The following is a 17,220-nucleotide window of genomic DNA, read 5'->3' as shown; positions in this document are numbered from 1 at the left end:
TCGCAGCACCCCGGAGCGCCAGTTGGCGAACTTCGCCGGGGTGCTTCCCGCTCCCGGTGGAGCGCTCGTACAGCAGCCCGAATGCGCCGGTCGGCCCCTGCGCACCGCCCCGGCGGCGCCCCGCGGCAGCCGGGCGCGTCCGGCGGGGAAGCGGGGAGCGCCGCGGGCTCCGAGCACGAAGGACCCCCATGGGGTACGTCCCGTGGGGGGTCCTTATCCGCGGCTGTCGGCCGCCCGGATGTGCCGGGACGGCCCGGTCCTGCCCCGGTGGCGTGCGTTACGAGCCGACGGACTCCGGCTTCTCCTGGCCGTCGGCGGCCGCCGACGCCACCCGGGCAGCTGTCGCCACCGCTCCGCCCGCCCCGAGCGGCGGCACGGACGCGCGGCCGTCGACGGGGCCGCCCGCCGCCGTTGCGCCGACGAACGGCCGCCACCACGGTGCGGTGGGTGCGTCCGCCGAGCCGGGCTCGAAGGGCTGTCCCGGGACGGGGAGCGCGATGGCCGCGTCCGCGTTCCTCGATGCGGTCAGCGTGCCTTCGCCCGGCTCGTCCCACGGGTGCAGGGCCAGGTTGAAGGTGCCCCAGTGGATCGGCAGCATCGTCCCGTGGGGGGTGCCGCCCTGCAGGTCGAGGTGGGCGCGCATGCCCTCCTCGGGCGTCATGTGGATGTCGGGCCAGTACTCCGAGTAGGCGCCGATCTGGATCATGGTGGCGTCGAAGGGCCCGTGCTCGGCGCCGATCTCCTCGAAGCCGGGGAAGTAGCCGGTGTCCCCGCTGTGGAAGATCCGGTGCCCGTCGCCCGCGACGACCCAGGACGCCCACAGGGTGTGCTGCTGGTTGCGCAGACCGCGGCCGCAGAAGTGCCGGGCGGGGGTGGCCGTGAGCGAGAGACCGGCGATCTTGGTGCTCTCGTTCCAGTCCAGCTCGCGCAGCCGGTCGGCCGGTACGCCCCAGCGTTCCAGGTGCGCGCCGACGCCCAGCGGGACGGCGAAGACCGTGTCCGTACCGGCCAGCGCCTTGATCGTCGGCAGGTCGAGGTGGTCGTAGTGGTCGTGCGAGATGACCACGACGTCGACCGTGCCCAGCGAGGCCAGCGGGACCGGTACCGGGTGCAGCCGCTTGGGACCGGCGAAGGGGAAGGGGGAGCACCGCTCGCCCCACACCGGATCGAACAGCACCCGGCGCCCGTCGATCTCCGCGAGCACGCTGGAGTGGCCCATCCAGGTCAGCCGCAGGCCGCTCACGGGCGGCTTCGCCAGGTCCGCGAGGGTCGTCGGGTGGACCGGGATCGGCGCCCCGGGGCTGCGCCGCGCCCGCTGCTCCCGGTGGAAGTAGATCTTCGCGAACTCTGCCATCGACCCCGAGGGCCTGCTCCGGGCCCCTACCGGGTTCTGGAAGACGCCGTCGGCGAAGTTCGGCGAGCGCTTGATCCGCTCCAGCCGGGCACCGGACGGGTCCGCGCCGAAGGCTTCGGGCCGCAGGGCACGCAGCCGCGGACGCAGGGGACGGGAGCCGGTCAAAGCGCCTCCAGGGAGGATGGGGTCAGGATGGTCGTCGCTCTACGACCATCCCAACGCACACCGGCCCCGAAGGATTCCGCTTCTGGCTCCCGCTCCCGCTACAGCGGAAGGAGGTCCGGCCGCTTCGCCTCCACGTGGTCCCCGGAGGACTCCCCGCGCAGCCGCCGGCCGATCCACGGCACGAGGTGCTCGCGCGCCCACTGGATGTTGTCCCGGGTCACGTCCACCGAGCCGCGCGGCCGCTGCGGGGGCCACGGCTGGTCGGGGTCGGCCGGCACGTCCAGGCCGAGCACCTGCGCGGCGCGCAGCGCGACCCGCGTGTGTCCCTCGGGCGAGAGGTGCAGCCGGTCCGTGTCCCAGGCCCGCCGGTCCTGCACGGACTTCAGCGACCAGAGGTCGAGCACCGGGCAGTCGTAGCGGTCGGCGATGGCGCGGACGTGCGCGCTGTACGTCGCCACCTTGCCGCGGAGGTGCTTGAGCACCGGTACGCCACGGGTGTCGAAGCCCGTGGTGATCATGACCTGGCCCACGGACCCGGTGAGGTCGGCCACGGCCGCCTCGAACCGCTCCGCCACGTCGTCCGGGTCGGTGCCGGGCCGGATGATGTCGTTGCCGCCCGCGCAGAAGGTCACCAGGTCCGGTGCGAGGGCCTTGGCTCTCGGGAGCTGGTCGGCCACGATCTGGTCGAGGAGCTTCCCCCGCACCGCCAGATTCGCGTACCGGAAGTCATGCTCTTCGCGCTGATCGGCCAGGAGCACGGCGAGCCGGTCCGCCCAGCCGAGAAAAGAATCCCCGGGTCCCGGGTCCCCCACACCCTCGGTGAAGCTGTCCCCGATCGCCGCGTACGAGCCGATGGTCTTGAGTTTCGTCGTCGTCGCTGCCACGAGAACCCATACTTCACTCCGGTAACCAACCTACGCCAACGTAATGAGGGGTTGACGGACCGTGATCTATACCACGCGAGGGATAAGGAATAAGTACAGGTGAGGCCGGGACCCCCCTCGGGTCCCGGCCTCACGCCCTGTCGGCGCTCCGGCGGCGGGTGCCGTCAGAGGCTCGCGCCCTTCGAGCGGAGGTACGCGATCGGGTCCATGTCCGAGCCGTAGGACGGGGTCGTACGGATCTCGAAGTGGAGGTGGGGTCCGGTCGAGTTGCCGGTGGAGCCGGAGAGGCCGATGGCCTGCCCGGCGGTGACGCTCTGGCCGGAGGAGACGGAGAGCTGGGACAGGTGGGCGTACTGGGAGTACTTGCCGTCCGCGTGCCTGATGACGATCTCGTTGCCGTACGAGCCGCTCCAGCCGGCGGAGACCACGGTGCCCGCGCCGACGGCCTTGACGGTGGTGCCCATGGCAGCGATGAAGTCGACGCCGGTGTGGTAGCCGGAGGACCACATGCTGCCGGCGACCTTGTACTGGGTGGAGATGCCGCCGCTGACCGGGGCCACGAAGCCCGCGGCCGACTGCGGCGCGGCGGCGGGGGCCTCGGCCGGGGACTCGACGGCGGCTTCCCGCTGCGCCGGGGCGGCCTGCTCGGCCTGCTCGCGGACCGGCTCCGGCGCGGCCTGCGCGGCCGGCTTCGCGTCGGCCTCGGGGGCCGGGGCGGCCTCGGCCTCCGCCTCGGCCGGAGCCGCCTCGGCGGGACCGCCGAGGTGCAGCTTCAGGCCCGGGTGGATCAGCGACGGGTTGCCGCCGACGGCCTCGCGGTTGTCGGCGTACAGCTGCTCCCAGCCGCCGGACAGATGGCGCTCGGCGGCGATCTTGGAGAGGTAGTCGCCCGGCACGACGGTGTAGAGGGTCGGCGCGGCCTGCACTGCGGCGACGGGGGCAGCCCGCACGGCGACGGGGGCCTGCGACGCCACCGCGGGGGTCACCGCGCTCGCGGCGGCCGGGGCGCCGGCCGCGTGGGCGCCGGCGGCACCGATCAGCGGCAGCGCGAGGGCCGCGCCACCGGTTCCGGCGACGGCGAAACCGCGGGAAAGGGAAAGGGACTTGGGACGGCGGTGCTTACCCTTTGCAGGCATGACGAATTCCTCTCCGGCGCCTGCGAGGTGAGCTGTCGGGTTCGGACTGGAGATGTCCGGCCGTACATGTACGGGACATGGACGGCTTCACCCCGAGCCGTTCCCGGAGAAAAGATCTCCGGGCCGGCGGCTTACCTGGTTCCCCCGCTCCTGCCGCGCGAATAGGTCGGGTGCGGTTTCCGGGAGGCGGCAGGATTTGGCGGTCCACCCGGATCGATCGCGAAGGTAATCCCTTGCGGCAGCACGGAACAAGCCGCGAATTCCCTGACGGAATAACAGGCATGAGGGACCGACGGAATTACCGTCACCCTCCGTCCATTCCGCACCGCCAACAGCCGCCCCGACGCGGCCATTCACCTTTGACGATCAGGCACTCACGGTCACCGTATGATCTGGCTCACGGGGACGTGCCCGATCTCGCCTCCGGATATGGCAAGTTGGCGCAAGTAGTGTAATTCGGACAGAGGGTCCACGACATGGCGGAGGAGTTGCTTTGACCCAGCAGATACAGGAGCCGGAGCTGTCCGGAGTGCGCAATTTCCGCGATGTGGGCGGATTGCCGACTTCTGACGGCCGAACGGTCAGGACAGGACGACTGTTCCGAAGCGGACATCTCGCGCATGCCACCGAAACCGATACAGAATTCCTCGCCTCGCTCGGTCTCCACACCATCTTCGACTTCCGCAACGTCGCCGATCACGCGCTGGAGGGGCCGGACGTCGAGCTGCCGGGCGTGCGGAACGTCAACATCCCGCTCTCCGACCCGGCCGACGGACGGGAGTTCTGGCGACTGGTCCGCGACGGCGACCTCGTCCAGCTGCGCGAGCTCCTGGGCGACGGCAAGGCCGCGGCCCGGATGTCGCACTCGTACCGCGGGATCATCCGGCAGCGCACCGCCGAGCACAGCCGGGTCGTGCACGCCCTCGCCGAGGACAGCGTCCCCGCGCTGATGCACTGCGCGGCCGGCAAGGACCGGGCCGGCCTGTCGATCGCCGTCACCCTGCTCGCGCTGGGCGTCGAGCGCGAGGCGATCGTGGCGGACTACCTGGAGTCGAACGCCCCGCACCGCCGCTACCGCGTGCGCCGCACCGACGAGTCGGAGGGCGCCCGCTCCCCCGAGGTGATGGAGCTGCTCGCGCCGCTCTTCGACGCCCGCGCCGAGTACCTGGTGGCCGCCTTCGACACCATCGACGAGATCTGGGGCGGGGTGGACCGCTACCTGGCGGAGGGCCTCGGGCTGACGCCCGAGACCCTCGGCCGGCTGCGGGACCGGCTCCTCGCCTGACCGGGGCGGGGACCGGTTCCCCCACGGGGTGGGCGGGCCGTCAGCGCGTGGCGACGGCCTGCTTCACCAGCGTGCGGCCGAAGTCCCAGATCAGTCCGGACCCGCCGTGCGCCTCGTCCATGACCTCGCGGAAGGCCCCGACGAACCGGTCCACGTCCGCCTCGTCCACGATCAGCGGCGGGATCAGCTTGATCACCTCCAGGTGGTCCCCGGAGACCTGGGTGAGGATCCGGTGCTTCTGCAGCAGCGGCACCACGACCATCTGCGCGAAGAGGCCCTTGCGGGCCGCCTGCAGCATGGTCCACCGGCTGCGCAGGCCCAGCGAGGACGGCCGGCCGAACTCGATGCCGATCATCAGCCCGCGCCCCCGCACCTCGTGCAGCAGCTCGTACTCGCCCACCAGCGCGGCGAGCCGCCCGCGCAGCAGGTCACCCATGGCGCGGGCGTTCGCCACGACCTCCTCGTCCTCCATGACGGACAGGACCGCGAGGCCCGCCGCCATGGCCTGGGCGTTGGAACCGAAGCTCGCGGAGTGCACGAGCACCCGGTCCATGGACGAGTAGACCTTCTTGAAGATCCAGTCCTTGCCCAGGGTCGCGCCGACCGGGACGTATCCGCCCGACAGTGCCTTCGCCACGCACACCAGGTCCGGCTCCACGCCCGGCTCGTGCTGGTACGCGTAGAAGTCACCGGTACGTCCGAGGCCGGTCTGCACCTCGTCCGCGATCAGCAGTGCCCCCCGCCGGTGCAGCATCTCCTGCGCGGCGAGCAGGAATCCGGGCGGGGCGGCCAGGACCCCCTTGCCCTGGATCGGCTCGACGACGAAGGCGGCCACGTCCCCGCGCTTCAGCTCGCGCTCCAGGGCGGCGAGGTCCCCGAGCGCGATCATCGTGTCGGGGAGCAGCGGTGCGAAGCCGTCCCGGAAGCCGCCCTCCCCGTTCACCGAGAGGGAGCCGGTGGTCAGACCGTGGAAGGCGTGGTCGCAGTAGAGGACCCTGGGGCGCCCGGTGGCGTACCGGGCGAACTTCAGGGCCGTCTCCACCGCCTCGGTGCCGCTGTTGCCGAAGAAGACCCGGTCCAGGTGCGGGCTGTACGAGAGCAGCTTCTCGGCCAGCAGCCCGGGCAGCGGCTGGCAGTCGAACCGGGTCAGGTCGGCGAGCTGGGCGTCCAGGACGTCGTGCAGGGCGCGGCGGACGACCGGATGGTGCCGGCCCAGGCCCATCACCCCGAACCCGGCCAGCATGTCCAGGTAGTCGTTGCCCTCCGCGTCCCAGAAGTGGGCGCCCTCGGCCCGTTCGTAGACCTTGTCGAAGCCGATGGTGTGCAGCATGCGGGGCAGCTGGTGGTTGAGGTGCCGGGCGTGCAGCTCGTACCGCTCCGCGCCGCGCTCGGCGAGCAGGGCGCCGAGGTCGAAGCCCTTGCCCCGGCCGCCCCCTTCCTCCTGTGGCCGCCCGGTCATGCCGACTTGTCCCGGTTGCCGGCGATGGTTTCCCGGGCCGCGCGCAGGGATTCCTTGAGGGAGCCCATGGTGGCGAGGACGGCGGTGGGCTCGTAGCCGCAGTGCGCCATGCAGTTCGCGCAGCGCGGGTCCTTTCCGCGGCCGTACTTGTCCCAGTCGGTGTCGTTGATGAGCTCGCGGTACGTCGGCACGTAGCCGTCGCTCATCAGATAGCAGGGGCGCTGCCAGCCGAAGAGGGAGTAATTCGGAATGGCCCAGGCCGTGCAGGAGAAATCGGCCTTTCCTTCCAGGAAGTCCAGGAAGAGCGGGGAGTGGTTGAGCCGCCAGCGCCGCCGGTTGCCGCCCGCGAAGGCCTTCCTGAAGAGTTCTCGCGTCTGTTCGACGCCCAGGAAGTGCTCCTGGTCGGGAGCCTTTTCGTAGGCATAGGCGGGCGAGATCATCATTTCGTCGACCTGGAGGTCGTCATTGAGGTAGTTGAGTACCTCGATGATCGTCTGCGGGGTGTCGGTGTTGAAGAAGGTGGAGTTGGTGGTCACCCGGAACCCGCGCTTCTTCGCCTCCTTGATGGCGGCGACCGCCTCGTCGAAGACGCCCTCCTTGGCCACCGACTCGTCGTGGCGTTCGCGCAGACCGTCGATGTGCACGGCGAAGGCGAAATAGGGGGAAGGGGTGAACTTCTCGATCTTCTTGCGCAGCAGCATCGCGTTGGTGCAGAGGAACACGTACTTCCGCCTCGCCACCAACTGCCGGACGATCTCGTGGATCTGCGGGTGCATCAAGGGCTCACCGCCCGCGATGGACACCATGGGCGCACCGGACTCCAGTACGGCGCCGACCGCCTGGGCGACCGGCATGCGCTGCTTGAGCACCCCGGCCGGGTGCTGGATCTTCCCGCACCCCTCACAGGCCAGGTTGCAGGCGTAGAGCGGTTCCAGTTCGACGATCAGCGGGAACTTCTCGCGCTTGCGGAGCTTCTGTTCGAGAAGATACGTCCCGACCCTGATGGACTGGCGCAGCGGCATGGCCATCTGGCTCACCTCCTGGGGAGCAGCAACGAACGGTGCCATTCATGAAACGCGGGCAGTACGGCACGCAGGACACGGAAGGCCGATATTCCCCCGCGAACCGTGCCGATACGGACGAGCTCGTGCTCCGGGGCGTCCACGATCACCCGGACGGCCGCAACCGGACGGCCGCCGCCCCGGGTGGCGGCCCACAGGGTGGCCGCGGACTCCATGTCGACCGCGATGGCGCCGGTGGCGCGCAGCTGCGCGCGCTCCTGGCCGCGGACGACGTGGTCGGATCCGGTCAGCGTGCCGGTGTGCACGGTCCGGCCCGGGGCGGCCCGGGCCAGCGCCTCGGCGAGCAGGGCGCTGCCGGTGCAGGTGACGGTTGCCTGCGGGTCCCGGGTCTCCTCGGCGACGACCAGGTCTCCGGGGTGCATGCCGGGGACCAGCCCGGCGCAGAACCCCGTCGCGAGGACGGCGGCGAGGTCCATTCCCGGCCGGTCCAGTGCCCGGCCGACGGCCCGCTCGGCAGCGCGCGGGCCCATCCCGGTGCGCAGCAGGACGTGCCCGCCGGCCGGTCCGCGCCCCGGGCCGCGGCAGGCGCTGCGCAGCGCCGCCTGCTCGATGCGCAGCGCGCAGGCCACCAGCAGCGGGTCGGGCCTGCGGGCCCGGTCCCCGCCGGCGGCGGACATCACGCCTCCCCGGCCGCTGCCGGGTGCGCTCCGGCCGGGGCGAACGGTTCCCCGTACAGGTAGCGGCCGAGCGCGGTGAGCGGGAACACCTGCCGGTACAGGTGGTAGTTGATGGAGAAGTCCCAGGGGAAGCCGGTGCCGGTGAAGTACGGCTCGTCCCAGGTGCCGTCCTCCTTCTGGGTCTCCACCAGGTGGGCGATGCCCCGCTCCACGGCCTTGCCCTCGCGTTCGCCGGCCGACAGCAGAGCCATGAGCGCCCAGGCGGTCTGCGAGGCGGTGGAGGCGCCCTTCCCGGCCCAGGACGGGTCCTTGTAGGAGCGCTGGTCCTCGCCCCAGCCGCCGTCCTCGTTCTGTACGGATTCCAGCCAGCGCACGGCCCGCCGGATCGCGGGATGCCCCGGGGAGATCCCGGCGGCGGTGAGGGCCGGGACCACCGAGCCGGTGCCGTAGACGTAGTTGGTGCCCCAGCGGCCGAACCAGCTGCCGCTCGGCTCCTGTTCGGCCAGCAGCCAGGCGATGCCGCGCCGGGTCCGGGCGTCTCCCGCGCGGCCCTCGAAGGCGAGCATCTCCACCACGTGGGCGGTGACGTCGGCCGAGGGCGGGTCGATGACCTCTCCGAAGTCGCAGAAGGGCAGCTTGTTCGGAAGGGGGCTGGTGTTGTCGGCGTCGAAGGCGCCCCACGCCCCGTTCCTCGACTGCATGCCGAGGTTCCACGACACCCCGCGGGCGATGGCCGCCTCGACCCGGGCCGGGTCCGGGTGCTTGATCCGGCGCAGGGCGAGGACCACCTCGGCCGTGTCGTCGATGTCGGGGTAGGTGTCGTTGTGGAACTCGAACGCCCAGCCGCCGGGGGCGAGCCCGGGCCGGCGCACGGCCCAGTCGCCCGTGCGGACGATCTCCTCGCCGAGCATCCAGTCGGCCGCCCTGACCAGTGCGGGGTGGTCGGGGCGCAGGCCCGCGTCGGCCAGGGCGATCGCGGCGAGGCAGGTGTCCCACACCGGGGACTGGCAGGCCTCGATCATCCGGGCGCCGTCCGCGCGCCACACCGCGAACCGCTCCAGGGACTCCAGTCCGGCGCGCATCACCGGATGCCCGAGGTCGTAGCCGAGCAGGTGCAGGGCGATGACCGAGTACACGGCGGGCGGCTGGATCCCGCCCCAGCAGCCGTCGTTCTCCTGGCGTTCGACGATCCAGCGGCCGGCGGTGGCCATCGCCGCCTTGCGCAGCCGGCGCGGGGCGAACCGCCGGTAGACGTGCAGGGCCTTGTCCATCCGCTGGAAGGCCCCGTCCCAGCTGGTCAGCGGGGCGAGCCTGCGGGCAGGATTGGGCGTGCGCGCGTCGGCGTGCAGCTCGTCGAGGGCGAAGGGAGCGGGGCGGACCGGGCGCAGTGCGGAGACCACGGTGAGCGGGACGATCGTCTGGCGGGCCCAGCAGCCGAAGTCGTAGATGTTCAGGGGCACCCAGGGCGGCAGGAAGACCAGCTCGGGCGGGAGTTCGGGCAGGTGTTCCCAGTTCCACCAGCCGAAGAGGGCCAGCCAGATCCGGGTGAAGACGCGGGCGGCGGCGATCCCGCCGTGGGCCCGGATCCAGGCCGAGGCGCGGGTCATGTGCGGGGCGTCCGGCGCGTCACCGGCGAGGCGCAGCGCGACGTAGGCCTCGATGGTGGCGGACAGTTCGGGCGGTCCGCCGTGGAAGGTGGCCCAGGTGCCGTCCTCGCGCTGTTCGCCGCGGATGAAGAGGGCGGCGGCCAAGGTGGTGGCCTCGTCCCGGATCCCGAGGAACTGCCGCAGCAGCAGGTCCTCCGCGTCCATGGTGACGTTGGTCTCCAGGTCGCCCTTCCACCAGCCCTCGGGATCCTGGCGGTCCAGCAGGTTCCTGGTGGCGCGCGCCGCGGCCTCGTACACCTCCGGCCGGGTGCCGTCCGGCGGCCGGGGCAGGTCCGTGGCAGCCGTGGTCCGTCCCGGCCGGTCGGGCCCCGCCGGTCCTGCGGACGGGTCCGCGGTGAGGGCACGGCCGCCGCCCCGGCCGGTGTCCGGCGCGGGCGGGCCGCCCGGCTTCGCCGCGGGCGGCATCGTGGCCACGCCCTGCCGACCCGCGGGCGGGGCCAACTGCCCCGGTCCGGCCGCCGGTGGGGCGCAGCGGGCGCCCTGCGCGCCGGGCGTGCCCGGCGGTCCGTACTCGGCCCGCGGGCCTGCCCGGCCCGCACGGGACGGGGCAGGCGGCCCCGGTTCCGCGGCCGGGCCACGGGCGCGTCCCACGCCGGGTCCTGCCGGGAGGCCCTGGGCGCCCGGGGTGGATTCGCTGCCGGCGCCGGCGCTCTCGGCGCTGCCGTCGGTCGTCGCTGTCATGGCTTCCCCTTAGAACAGTGTCCTCTGCTGTGCTGGGGTCTGCCGTCGGCCGGTGCGCGCCACGCTCAGGTGGCGGCGCCGGCCGGCGACTCGCGATTCATATCCGCTGTCGGGTGGCGATCACCTCTTGCGCACGACGACGAAGTCCGCGAGGGCCACGAGCTGGTCGCGCACGCGCTGCGGCATGTCGACGTCGTCCAGGGCCCGGATCGCGACGGCGTGCTGGCGGCGTGCCTCGTCGGCGGTCCACCGGCGGCCGCCGGCCGCCTCGATGAGGTCCGCGCGGGCCGCGAACTCCTCCTCCGAGAAGTTCTCGAAGTCGCTGCTCTTGGCGTCGGCGGCGAGCAGTTCGGCGAGCTGCTCGGAGGCCTCCCCGCCGGCGGCGAGGGCGGCGACCACCGGCAGGGACTTCTTGCGCTGGCGCAGGTCGCTCCAGGTCTGCTTGCCGGTCGCCTCCGGGTCGCCCCAGATGCCGAGCAGGTCGTCGACGGCCTGGAAGGCGAGGCCCAGGTGGTAGCCGTACTCCTCCAGCTTGTCGGCGGTACGGTCGTCCGCGCCGCCGAGCACCGCGCCGATGGAGACCGCGCAGGCGAGGAGCGCACCCGTCTTGTTGCCCTCCATCTCCAGGCACTCCTCGACGCTGACGCGCTCGCGGTGCTCGTAGGAGATGTCCTGCGCCTGGCCGTCGATGAGCTTGCGGCTGGCGGTGGTCAGCCGGCGGGTCGCGCGGCCCGCCTCCACGGTGCCGAGCTCCAGCAGCACCTCGTTGGCGAGGGCGAACAGGGCGTCGCCGACCAGGATCGCGAGGGCCGGTCCGTGCACCTTCCACACCGTGTCGCGGTGGCGGCGCTGCTCGTCGCCGTCCATCAGGTCGTCGTGCAGCAGCGAGAAGTTGTGCACGAGCTCGACCGCGACGGCGCCGGGGATGCCGACCTCGGCTGCGGCGCCCGCCGCCTCGGCGGAGAGCAGCGCGAGCGCGGGCCGCACGGCCTTGCCGCCGTCGCCGTCCGCCACGTTGCCCTGGGCGTCGATCCAGCCGAAGTGGTAGGCGGCGACGGTGTCCATGGGCGCCGCGAGCCGGTCGACGGCGGCGCGGAGCGCGGGGGTCGAGAGCGTACGGCCGCGTTCCAGGAGCGCGATCGTGTCCGCCTTCTCCGCGCCCCCTCCGGCTGTGCCCACACTGGCATCCGTGTTCTCGACAGCCGGGTTCCCCGGGTTCACTGGCTCTCCTCTTGTTCCTGTACTTGCGGTGCTGGTGGTGCCGGTGCTGCTGATGGTGCTCGTCATGCCGCCTCCTGCAGAGGGTGTTCGCGGTGGCGGCCGAGCGCGGCGAGTGCGGCGTGGGCCGCGCTCAGTCCGCTCCGGACGGCGCTCTCCATGGTCGCGGGCCAGCCCGTGGCAGTCCACGCACCGGCGAGGTAGAGCCCCGGCGTGTCGGTGCGCGCCCCGGGGCGCAGCCGGCCGACGCCCGGGGTGGGGGCGAAGGTGGCCGTCCGCTCCCGGGTGACGAAGAAGTCCCGTACCTTGGCGCCGCGCGCGGCGGGCAGCAGCCGCTCCAGCTCGGGCAGGTACTTGGCGCGCAGGACCGAGACGGGCTCGTCGATGTCGTCCTGGGCGACGGACTGGGACAGGGCCAGGTACTGGCCGCCGTCGGGGAGTCCGGAGGATTCGGTGCGGTCGAAGACCCACTGCACCGGGGAGCCGAGGGCGGCGAAGAAGGGCTGCTTGAGCACCTTGCGGTCGTAGACCACGTGGACGTTGAGGATGGGCGCGGTGCCGATGTCCAGGAGCTTGTCGGGGTCGGGGAGGGCGCCGGCGGGCAGCAGTCCGTGCGCCTCGCGCTGCGGGACGGCGAGGACGACGGTGCCCGCCTCCAGGGCCTCTTCCTCGGTGTCGATCCGCCACGCCCCCTCGGGCATACGGGAGATGTCCGTGACGCGGGTGCGCAGCTCGGTCCGTACGCCGGCCGCGTCGAGCGCCTTGCGGGCGAGGGTGTCGTGCAGTTCGCCCAGTGGTACCCGGGCCCAGCCGATGTCGGCGGCGCCGTTCTCGGAGAGCAGGCCGGTCTTGAAGACCATGGCGGCCAGGCCCAGCGAAGACTGCTCGGCGGTGGCGTTCAGCGTGGCGATGCCGACCAGGTCCCACAGGGCCTCGATCGTGCGGGCGGACTGCCCGTAGCGGCCGAGCCAGGTCGCGAAGTCCAGGCCGTCCAGCGCCGGGTCGGTGGGGTCCAGGCGGCGCAGCGCGAGGGCGGCGCGGCCGACGCTCAGACGTTCGGCGAGGGAGAGGTGCCGGTAGCGGGCGAGCGATCCGGCCAGGTGCAGGGGCACGGGCAGGGTGCTGCGGCGCAGCCGGCCCAGGCGCGGTCCGCCGGGGTGGGCGACGTCCAGGACGGGTACGTCGAGCCGGTCCTGCAGGGGCGCGAGGGCGGCGCCGTCGATGCGGTCGAGGAACCACCGGTAGCCGGTGCAGCAGCGCAGGTAGACGTGCTGGCCGTTGTCGACCTCGAGGTCGCCGCGCTTGAAGGAGAAGGCGAGCCCGCCGAGCCGGGGGCGGCCCTCCAGCAGGGTGACGCGGAGCCCGGCGTCGGCGAGTTCGAGGGCGGTGGTGACCCCTGCGAGTCCGCCGCCCACGACGACGGCGTGCTGTTCGAAGCCGGTCATGCGCCCTCCCCCGTGGTGCGGTGGCCCTCCGGGCCGGCCGGTCGGTCCTGCGCGGGCCGGGCCGCCCGGTGTGCGGCGGCCCGGCCCGCGTGGCCGTGGTCCGCCGGAAGAGACGCACCCGCCGCCGGGGCGGTTGCCCGGGCGCCGTCCCGGCCGGGACGGCCCGACGGGCGCGGGCGGGTGCGCGCCGCGGCGACGGCGGCCGGACGGGCTGCCGCCGCCGGAGGCGGGGTGATCGCGGTCATCAGGCTCGCCTCCGGGTGTTCTGGCGGGTGACGGTCCGCGCGTCGAGTCCGGACAGGCCGCGCACGGCGACGTACGCCTTCTCGTGCGGCGGCAGCGACACTCGGCCCCGCAGCACCGCCTCCGGCTCCCGCTCGATGCGGTCCAGCAGGCGCCGGTAGATGCCGGCCATGGCGGCGACGCAGGCGCCGCTGCGCCGGTCGAGCATCGGCAGCAGCCGGTAGCCCTCGGCGAACAGGGCGCGGGCGCGCCGGACTTCGTGGTGGACGAGCCCGGCGAAGTCGGCGCCGGCGGGCATCCGGTCGCTGTGGAAACCTTCCGAGCAGCCGAACTTGGCGAGGTCCTCGGCGGGCAGGTAGGTACGCCCGTTGCCGGCGTCCTCGCGGACGTCCCGGAGGATGTTGGTGAGTTGCAGGGCGAGGCCGAGGGTGTCGGCGTACTCCCCGGCGCGCGCGGCGTCGGCCGCTGCGAGGCCCGGGCCGTTCACCGTGCCGAACACGCCGAGCGAGAGCCGCCCGATGGCCCCGGCCACGCAGCGGCAGTAGGTCTTGAGGTCGTCCCAGGTCTCGTACGTCTCGCCGCGGACGTCCATCAGGACCCCGTCGATGAGCTCGTCGAGGCCGCCGAGCGGGATCGGGAAGCGGCGCGCGGCGTGCGTGAGGGCGACGGCGACGGGGTCGGTGTCGTCCTCGTCGATCTCCTCGGCGCGGATCCGCCCGAGCAGGGCACGGGTCTCCTCCAGCCGGGCGAACTTGGCCTCGGGCGCCAGCGTGCCGTCGCCGATGTCGTCGACCCGCCGCGAGAAGGCGTACAGCGCGGACATCGCCTGCCGCTTGTCGTTCGGCAGCAGCCGGATGCCGTAGGCGAAGTTGCGTGCCTGTGAACCGGTGACGGCCTCGCAGTAGCTGTAGGCGGCCTGGACCGGTGCGGACACGTGTGTGGGGCCCTCCACGGTCGGGCTCACCCCTTTCTCGGCGCTGTGCGCAGGACGGCGGCCACCTCGCGGAGCAGGCCGCTCTTGGTGGGCTTGGGCGGGCCGGGGAGCACGTCGAAACCGGCGGCGGTGACGGCTCGCAGAGCCGCGCGCCCCCCTCCCACGAAGCCCGCGAGCAGCAGCCGGAGTCTGCCGTGCACGCTGCCCACGAGCGGGGTGCCCTCGTTCAGCAGTTCGCGTGCGCGCTCGGTTTCGAATGCGATCAGGGAGCGTACGGCCGCGCCGGCCGACGGGGCCGCGAGCTCCGCCTCGGTGACGTGGAAGCGGCGCAGGTCCTCGGCGGGCAGGTAGATCCGGTCGCGGCCGAGGTCCTCGGCGACGTCCTGGATGTGTTCGACGATCTGCAGGGCGGTGCAGACGGCGTCGGAGCGGCGGATCCGTTCGGGGGTGCTGGTGCCGGTGAGGGAGAGCACGAGGCGGCCGACCGGGTTCGCGGACAGCTCGCAGTAGCCGACCAGGTCGGCGTACGTCCCGTAGCGCGCGACCCGCTGGTCCTGGCGGTTGGCCTCGATCAGGCCGAGGAACGGCTCGGGGGTCAGGCCGTGGGCGCGGACGACGGGCTGCAGGGCCTGCAGCAGCGGGTGCCGCGGCGGGCCGGCGGGGCCGGCGGAACCGTTGAAGACGCGGTGCAGGTCGGCCTCGAGGGCGTCGAGCATGGCGAGCCGGTCGTCGACCGCGGCGGGGTCGAGGCCGAGGAGTACGGCGTCGTGTCCGCCGGGGGCGAGGTCGCCGTCGCCGATGTCGTCGACGAGGCGGGCGTACCCGTAGACGGCCGTCAGCCCGTCGCGCCAGGCGCGGGGCAGGAACACGGGGGCGACGGGGAAGTTCTCCGCCGCCGCCTTGTCGAGGGTGGCGCTCATGTGGACCGTGTCGGCCAGGGGTCGGATGCCGTGCCCCGGGTTCACCGCCCGCCGCCCGGGGCGGGGACGGCCGTCGTGCCTGGGGGCCGGAGAATTCCCGTAGCCATTGCCGTCACATCTCCCGTTCTACACTGCCGACCCATTACATCCTATTTCGGACACGCCGCCGGGGGATTCCCCGGGCTGCCCCAAGGCCCTTCACCTGCGGGGAATCGTCCCCTCTTGCCGCGATTGAGGACCGCCTCAGCTTACGCTGTAGAACGTCGCCGAGCCCTCTCGGGTATTCGCTCCGCCACCGAATGTCGCCGCGAAATGCGAGAACACGATTGAGGCCCCCGCCGCGCTGAGCGTCGGGGGCCTTCGGGTGAAGCGGAAAAGCGCCGGAAGAGGGCACCGCGCGACCCGGAGGTCAGCCGTTGGTGGCCTTCTCGTATGCCGAGACGACTTCCTCGGTGGGCCCGTCCATCAGGAGCTCGCCCTTCTCCAGCCACAGCACCCGGTCACAGGTGTCGCGGATGGACTTGTTGTTGTGGCTCACCAGGAAGACCGTGCCGGCCTTCTGCCGCAGTTCACGGATCCGGTCCTCCGAACGCACCTGGAAGCTGCGGTCGCCGGTGGCCAGGGCCTCGTCGATCATCAGGACGTCGTGGTCCTTGGCCGCCGCGATGGAGAAGCGCAGACGCGCCGCCATGCCGGAGGAATAGGTACGCATCGGCAGGGAGATGAAGTCGCCCTTCTCGTTGATGCCCGAGAAGTCGACGATGCTCTGGTAACGCTGCTTGATCTGCTCGCGGCTCATACCCATCGCGAGGCCGCCGAGAACGACGTTCCGCTCGCCGGTGAGGTCGTTCATCAGGGCCGCGTTGACACCGAGCAGCGAGGGCTGGCCGTCGGTGTAGACCTTGCCCTCCTCGCAGGGCAGCAGGCCCGCGATGGCGCGCAGCAGGGTGGACTTGCCGGAGCCGTTGGACCCGATGAGGCCGATGGCCTCGCCGCGGTAGGCGGTGAAGGAGACGCCGCGCACGGCGTGGACCCGCCGGACGCCCGGGGCGTCGCCCTTCTTCCGGCGGACTATCTTGCTGAGCGCGGCGGTGGCCGCACCCTTGCCGCTGCTGCCGGTGTTGACGCGGTAGACGATGTGGACGCCGTCCGCGATCACGGTGGGGACGCGCCCCTGGGTGTTGTCAGCCACGGCCGTAACGCTCCTCAGACTTCCAGAAGTACACGAAGCCACCGATGCCGATCACCGCGGCCCAGCCCACGGCGAAGGCCCACACGTGCGGAGGCAGGTTGCTCGCCGCGTAGTCGTCGATCAGCGCGAACCGGATGAGGTCCATGTAGATCGCGACCGGGTTCCACAGCAGCAGGTCGCTGATCCACTGCGGCTGGTCCTTGAGGTAGATCCCGATCGGGAACATGACGCCGGAGGCGTACATCCAGGTACGCATCACGAACGGCATCAGCTGCGCGAGGTCGGGGGTCTTGGAACCCGCCCGCGCGAAGATCATGGCGAGGCCGGTGTTGAAGACGAACTGGAGCGCCAGGGTCGGGATCACCAGCAGCCAGGAGAGCTGCGGGTAGTTGCCGAAGCAGATGGCGATCACGAAGACGACGATCATCGAGTACAGCAGCTGCTGGAGCTGCTGCAGCGAGAAGGACACCGGCAGGGCGGCGCGCGGGAAGTGCAGCGCCCGCACCAGGCCGAGGTTCCCGGAGATCGCCCGGACGCCCGCCATCAGCGAGCTCTGGGTGAACGTGAAGACGAAGATGCCCATCACCAGGAACGGGATGTAGACGTCCTTCGGCATCTCCCGGCCCGCTTTGAGGATCAGGCCGAAGATCAGCCAGTAGACGACCGCGTTCAGCAGCGGGGTCGCCACCTGCCAGACCTGGCCGAGCTTCGCCTGGCTGTACTGCGCGACCAGCTTGGCCCTGGAGAAGGCCATGATGAAGTGGCGCCGGCCCCAGAGCTGCCGCACGTACTCGCCGAGGCCGGGCCTGGCGCCGCTGACCGAGAGGCCGTACTTCCTGGCGAGCTCCGCGGGGCTCAGCCCCGCGTCGTCGGACAGCGGCCTGCTCGTGGCGAGGGCGCCGTCGTGGGTTGTGTCACTCACAAGTTGAAACTTTCGT

General features: G+C 72.3%; 15 protein-coding genes and 1 riboswitch. Of the genes, 1 reads left to right on the top strand and 14 read right to left on the bottom strand.

All coding sequences use genetic code 11. The annotated features are described in order from the left end of the window. Positions 1 to 277: 277 nt before the first annotated feature. The 3 genes from ACZ573_RS05745 to ACZ573_RS05735 all read right to left on the bottom strand — a co-directional run bounded on the left by ACZ573_RS05745 (position 278) and on the right by ACZ573_RS05735 (position 3,539). Entirely contained in the window at positions 278 to 1,519 is a 1,242-nt protein-coding gene (locus ACZ573_RS05745; protein ID WP_471299502.1) for an MBL fold metallo-hydrolase, read from the bottom strand. A gap of 98 nt (positions 1,520 to 1,617) precedes the next feature. Continuing rightward, positions 1,618 to 2,403 (bottom strand): SGNH/GDSL hydrolase family protein, encoded by a 786-nt coding sequence (locus ACZ573_RS05740; RefSeq protein ID WP_301364793.1) that lies wholly within the window; start codon positions 2,401 to 2,403, stop codon positions 1,618 to 1,620. A gap of 164 nt (positions 2,404 to 2,567) precedes the next feature. After that, a complete protein-coding gene (locus tag ACZ573_RS05735) occupies positions 2,568 to 3,539 on the bottom strand; it encodes a peptidoglycan DD-metalloendopeptidase family protein (RefSeq protein WP_471299495.1) in 972 nt (323 codons plus the stop codon). Positions 3,540 to 3,541: 2 nt separating this feature from the next. After that, positions 3,542 to 3,718, bottom strand: a riboswitch (cyclic di-AMP (ydaO/yuaA leader). Between the two features lie 314 nt (positions 3,719 to 4,032). On the opposite strand from ACZ573_RS05735, the gene ACZ573_RS05730 reads away from it, so the two are divergent. Then, on the top strand, positions 4,033 to 4,824 hold the full coding sequence (locus ACZ573_RS05730; RefSeq protein WP_471299492.1) for a tyrosine-protein phosphatase: 792 nt from the start codon (positions 4,033 to 4,035) through the stop codon (positions 4,822 to 4,824). A 40-nt stretch (positions 4,825 to 4,864) separates the two neighbouring features. Here ACZ573_RS05730 and ACZ573_RS05725 read toward each other — a convergent pair whose 3' ends face one another. The 11 genes from ACZ573_RS05725 to ACZ573_RS05675 form a co-directional block, all read right to left on the bottom strand. Then, a complete protein-coding gene (locus ACZ573_RS05725) occupies positions 4,865 to 6,283 on the bottom strand; it encodes an aspartate aminotransferase family protein (protein WP_471299489.1) in 1,419 nt (472 codons plus the stop codon). Further along, positions 6,280 to 7,311, bottom strand: a complete 1,032-nt coding sequence (gene hpnH, locus ACZ573_RS05720; protein ID WP_030728986.1) for an adenosyl-hopene transferase HpnH — start codon at positions 7,309 to 7,311, stop codon at positions 6,280 to 6,282. The genes ACZ573_RS05725 and hpnH overlap by 4 nt, the downstream gene beginning before the upstream one ends. A 5-nt stretch (positions 7,312 to 7,316) precedes the next feature. Continuing rightward, a complete protein-coding gene (locus tag ACZ573_RS05715; RefSeq protein ID WP_471299486.1) occupies positions 7,317 to 7,982 on the bottom strand; it encodes a phosphorylase family protein in 666 nt (221 codons plus the stop codon). Beyond that, the gene (gene shc / locus ACZ573_RS05710; RefSeq protein ID WP_471299483.1) at positions 7,982 to 10,330 is read right to left on the bottom strand and encodes a squalene--hopene cyclase; all 2,349 of its coding nucleotides are present in this window, start codon (positions 10,328 to 10,330) and stop codon (positions 7,982 to 7,984) included. The genes ACZ573_RS05715 and shc overlap by 1 nt, the downstream gene beginning before the upstream one ends. Positions 10,331 to 10,450: 120 nt before the next feature. After that, positions 10,451 to 11,617: a polyprenyl synthetase family protein gene (locus ACZ573_RS05705; protein ID WP_471299480.1), complete on the bottom strand. Its 1,167-nt coding sequence runs from the start codon at positions 11,615 to 11,617 to the stop codon at positions 10,451 to 10,453. Continuing rightward, entirely contained in the window at positions 11,614 to 12,993 is a 1,380-nt protein-coding gene (gene hpnE / locus ACZ573_RS05700) for a hydroxysqualene dehydroxylase HpnE (RefSeq protein WP_471299477.1), read from the bottom strand. The genes ACZ573_RS05705 and hpnE overlap by 4 nt, the downstream gene beginning before the upstream one ends. Beyond that, positions 12,990 to 13,238, bottom strand: a complete 249-nt coding sequence (locus tag ACZ573_RS05695) for a hypothetical protein (RefSeq protein WP_471299474.1) — start codon at positions 13,236 to 13,238, stop codon at positions 12,990 to 12,992. The genes hpnE and ACZ573_RS05695 overlap by 4 nt, the downstream gene beginning before the upstream one ends. Next, positions 13,238 to 14,200, bottom strand: coding sequence for a presqualene diphosphate synthase HpnD (gene hpnD, locus ACZ573_RS05690; RefSeq protein WP_471299471.1), 963 nt, complete (start codon positions 14,198 to 14,200; stop codon positions 13,238 to 13,240). Before hpnD ends, ACZ573_RS05695 begins: the two co-directional genes overlap by 1 nt. Then, on the bottom strand, positions 14,197 to 15,090 hold the full coding sequence (gene hpnC / locus ACZ573_RS05685; RefSeq protein WP_471299468.1) for a squalene synthase HpnC: 894 nt from the start codon (positions 15,088 to 15,090) through the stop codon (positions 14,197 to 14,199). The genes hpnD and hpnC overlap by 4 nt, the downstream gene beginning before the upstream one ends. 409 nt (positions 15,091 to 15,499) lie before the next feature. Beyond that, positions 15,500 to 16,282 (bottom strand): ABC transporter ATP-binding protein, encoded by a 783-nt coding sequence (locus ACZ573_RS05680; protein WP_030010274.1) that lies wholly within the window; start codon positions 16,280 to 16,282, stop codon positions 15,500 to 15,502. Next, on the bottom strand, positions 16,275 to 17,204 hold the full coding sequence (locus tag ACZ573_RS05675) for an ABC transporter permease (RefSeq protein WP_471299465.1): 930 nt from the start codon (positions 17,202 to 17,204) through the stop codon (positions 16,275 to 16,277). Before ACZ573_RS05675 ends, ACZ573_RS05680 begins: the two co-directional genes overlap by 8 nt. Between the last annotated feature and the right edge of the window lie 16 nt (positions 17,205 to 17,220).

Source organism: Streptomyces sp. NPDC040545, assembly GCF_055595065.1.
The sequence above is the reverse complement of the archived record's forward strand: the minus strand, read 5'-3'. Positions and strand labels throughout refer to the sequence as shown.

What these genes read in the sequence shown, in the direction of transcription:
- hpnE (WP_471299477.1), bottom strand. Translation starts at nt 12,993, where the DNA reads ATGACCGGCTTCGAACAGCACGCCGTCGTCGTGGGCGGCGGACTCGCA.
- ACZ573_RS05725 (WP_471299489.1), bottom strand. Translation starts at nt 6,283, where the DNA reads ATGACCGGGCGGCCACAGGAGGAAGGGGGCGGCCGGGGCAAGGGCTTC.
- ACZ573_RS05705 (WP_471299480.1), bottom strand. Translation starts at nt 11,617, where the DNA reads ATGACGAGCACCATCAGCAGCACCGGCACCACCAGCACCGCAAGTACA.
- ACZ573_RS05715 (WP_471299486.1), bottom strand. Translation starts at nt 7,982, where the DNA reads ATGTCCGCCGCCGGCGGGGACCGGGCCCGCAGGCCCGACCCGCTGCTG.
- hpnH (WP_030728986.1), bottom strand. Translation starts at nt 7,311, where the DNA reads ATGGCCATGCCGCTGCGCCAGTCCATCAGGGTCGGGACGTATCTTCTC.
- ACZ573_RS05695 (WP_471299474.1), bottom strand. Translation starts at nt 13,238, where the DNA reads ATGACCGCGATCACCCCGCCTCCGGCGGCGGCAGCCCGTCCGGCCGCC.
- shc (WP_471299483.1), bottom strand. Translation starts at nt 10,330, where the DNA reads ATGACAGCGACGACCGACGGCAGCGCCGAGAGCGCCGGCGCCGGCAGC.
- ACZ573_RS05735 (WP_471299495.1), bottom strand. Translation starts at nt 3,539, where the DNA reads ATGCCTGCAAAGGGTAAGCACCGCCGTCCCAAGTCCCTTTCCCTTTCC.
- hpnC (WP_471299468.1), bottom strand. Translation starts at nt 15,090, where the DNA reads ATGAGCGCCACCCTCGACAAGGCGGCGGCGGAGAACTTCCCCGTCGCC.